Here is a 2795-nt window from a genome sequence, read left to right as displayed (position 1 = left end):
AACCTTCATCATTCTATCACTGGAGGACCTCTTTTCGCTATAAGCGTTCTAATTCCACCAGCAGAGCTGGTGGTTTTTTGCGCTGAAGCTACAACGAAAACAGCCCAAAGCCGTAAGGCCTTGGGCTGTTGTAGTTTGTAAGATATAAAACTATCTCTTGCTGAACTGCGGAGCACGACGTGCGGCTTTGAGACCGTATTTCTTACGCTCCTTCATACGAGGATCGCGGGTGAGGAAGCCTGCGCTCTTTAAAACGGGGCGGAGCTCCCCTTCGTTAACCTGTAAGAGTGCTCTTGCAACGCCGTGACGGATAGCGCCGGCCTGGCCGGAAACGCCGCCGCCTGCTACGGTGCAGATTACATCGTAGGCTGCAAGGCTGTTGGTAAGGGCTAAGGGCTGACGAACAATCAGCTTGAGGGTTTCAAGGCCGAAGTAGTCGTCAATGGTTCTGCCGTTTATGGTAATATTACCGGTGCCTTTGTAAAGTCTTACTCTGGCAACCGAATGCTTTCTTCTGCCTGTGCCATAAAGATAGGGTTTAGATTCGTACATTCTCACTGCCTCCTTCCGATTATTCCTGCACCCAAGCCACGGGGTTCTGAGCCTGCTGGCTGTGTTCCGCGCCCGCATAAACGCGCAGACGGGTTAAGCACTTGGCACCCAGTGTGTTGTGGGGCAGCATACCCTTTACCGCAAGCTCCATGGTGAACACGGGCTTGAACTTGATCATATCCTTGTACTGAAGTTCCTTTAAGCCGCCCACCCAGCCGCTGTGATGGCGATACAGCTTCTGTACGCCCTTTTTGCCGGTGAGGATAGCCTTTTCGGCGTTGATGATGATTACGCTGTCGCCGATATCAATATTCGGGGTATAGATGGGCTTGTGCTTGCCGCGCAGGATATACGCAGCTTTTTCGGCTGTGCGCCCGAGGGGCTTGCCGGCCGCATCAAGTATATACCAGGTACGCTTAATATCGTCTGCCTTTGGCATAAAAGTTGACATGGTTCTACCTCCGTAAACTCAAGATTGCATGAAAGCGGGGTTGCGCCTTCATGTGTAATACGTCTGCCGGACCGCAAGTTGCCGGCATGTCGTATGCAGCCGCACATAAACCGGGTGCGGCAGTCAACGTTTTTTATTATATCCCGCGGTTTTTGATGTGTCAACAGGTAATGCCGTTTATTTTAATTTATTAGTATGTTTTCTCTTAATATCTTACCGTTTTGCTCTTTATCTCTCTGTTTCTTAAATGTCATTTTATTTTTGGGCTCTTTTGTTCGTCTGATATGAATCCACTACAAATTCAGGCTTATGCTTTCTTTATAAATCCGGGTAATTATATACATATTTATTATTGCGCTTTGTTCAAATTATTCATCATTCTACAATTCTACAAAATAATTATAGAATCGAGTTGCTATACATTGACTATCAGCACTTCTTGTTGTAAAATTTAGGTTTGAAGCTGTTTTTGATACTATGACCGATATATGAATCTCTAACGGGGTCACGGCTATCAAAACAAGAGGGTCTGCTTTATTCCGTTCGAAAACGTTTTAGGAGACAGTATTATGAAAAATGCAAGACATATCCGTTTATCCTCCTGCGCAAGTGCCGAGATTCCTGCCCAACCATTGAACAGCTGTGCCCCAAGAAGGCTGCTGTCCGGCGCGCTTGCCGTTCTTGTTGTTTTACTATTTTGCCCCAGCATCCTTGTGAATGCGGTTGAAACAAACCTTACAGCCTATTCCAAGGCTTATACCATTGAGAATATCCTCAGTGATTATCAATACTTTGTATCCGGTGATCTTACACTGGGGGAACATAATGTCGGCGCAATTGCCTGCGGCGGCTCCGCTACTATAGGCAACTTCGGTGACGGCGCCATTGCCCCCTCCTACATACAGAATGTTCTTTCCATCAAGAACTATAATGGGGGCGGCTATTTGAGCAGTTACCCTGAATTCAGTGCCTATGTGGGCTTACCCGCATACTATAAAACTGCCGCGGGCAATACCGCTAACATGAAGCTGTATGATAAAGGCACTTCCTATATCGATTTTACCAGCGCCTTTGCAAGCCTTAAAAGTCAATCTTCTTCCATGGCTTCCGCGGTAACAAACAGCCATACGGCAACAGCCGATGATATTACCGGTGACATATATAACGGTTTTACCTTAAATCTTACGTTTTCGGGATATGAAAATGCTATTATTCCCGCGGATATCTATAATCAGATTAACTATATAAAGCTTTCGGGAATAACAAGTTTGGAAGATCTCATCAACAAGCGTTATGTTGTCAACGTCTCCGGCATTACCAACCCTTCAATAACCTTTAAATACATCAGCTATAGTGAGTCGAATGCCTCTGGCACTAAAGGAATTCTTTACTCGGACGGGCAGCCTTTTAACAATACCAACTCAATAAAAAACATGCCGGGTACCATTCAGGCTGGCCAGATGAGCATGAACGGTATGAAACTGGTCTGGAACTTTCCCGACGCCGACACGGTAACTACCAATTATACTGCAGGCCATATTGTCGCACCAAACGCTGATGTCACAATTGAATCCGGCACCGGCAACTTTGAGGGTGGTGTAATTGCGCAATCCGTAAATAATCCAGATGGCGAAGGACACTTCTACCCCTATGTCGCGGTTGGCGAATCAAGTGATCCCGGTGTTACCACTAGTCCCACCATCAAGCTAATTAAAACCGATTCCGGCACCACTCCCCTAACGGGCGCTACCTTTGGGCTCTTTTCCAATGCCGATTGCACCGAAGCCCACCG

At 46.7% G+C, this 2795-nt stretch carries 3 protein-coding genes; 1 reads left to right on the top strand and 2 read right to left on the bottom strand.

The window, feature by feature from the left end; all coding sequences use genetic code 11:
- Positions 1-150: 150 nt before the first annotated feature.
- On the bottom strand, positions 151-552 hold the full coding sequence (gene rpsI, locus BLR50_RS14170; protein ID WP_092643800.1) for a 30S ribosomal protein S9: 402 nt from the start codon (positions 550-552) through the stop codon (positions 151-153).
- A gap of 19 nt (positions 553-571) precedes the next feature.
- Entirely contained in the window at positions 572-1003 is a 432-nt protein-coding gene (gene rplM / locus BLR50_RS14165; RefSeq protein WP_092643796.1) for a 50S ribosomal protein L13, read from the bottom strand.
- A gap of 569 nt (positions 1004-1572) precedes the next feature.
- Between rplM and BLR50_RS14160 the strand changes: the two genes are divergently transcribed.
- Positions 1573-2795, top strand: a 1223-nt coding sequence (locus tag BLR50_RS14160) for a collagen-binding domain-containing protein (protein WP_092643793.1), incomplete at its 3' end; no start/stop codon positions are given.

It is taken from the genome of Acetanaerobacterium elongatum, assembly GCF_900103835.1.
Taxonomy (GTDB): domain Bacteria; phylum Bacillota; class Clostridia; order Oscillospirales; family Ruminococcaceae; genus Acetanaerobacterium; species Acetanaerobacterium elongatum.
The sequence above is the reverse complement of the archived record's forward strand: the minus strand, read 5'-3'. Positions and strand labels throughout refer to the sequence as shown.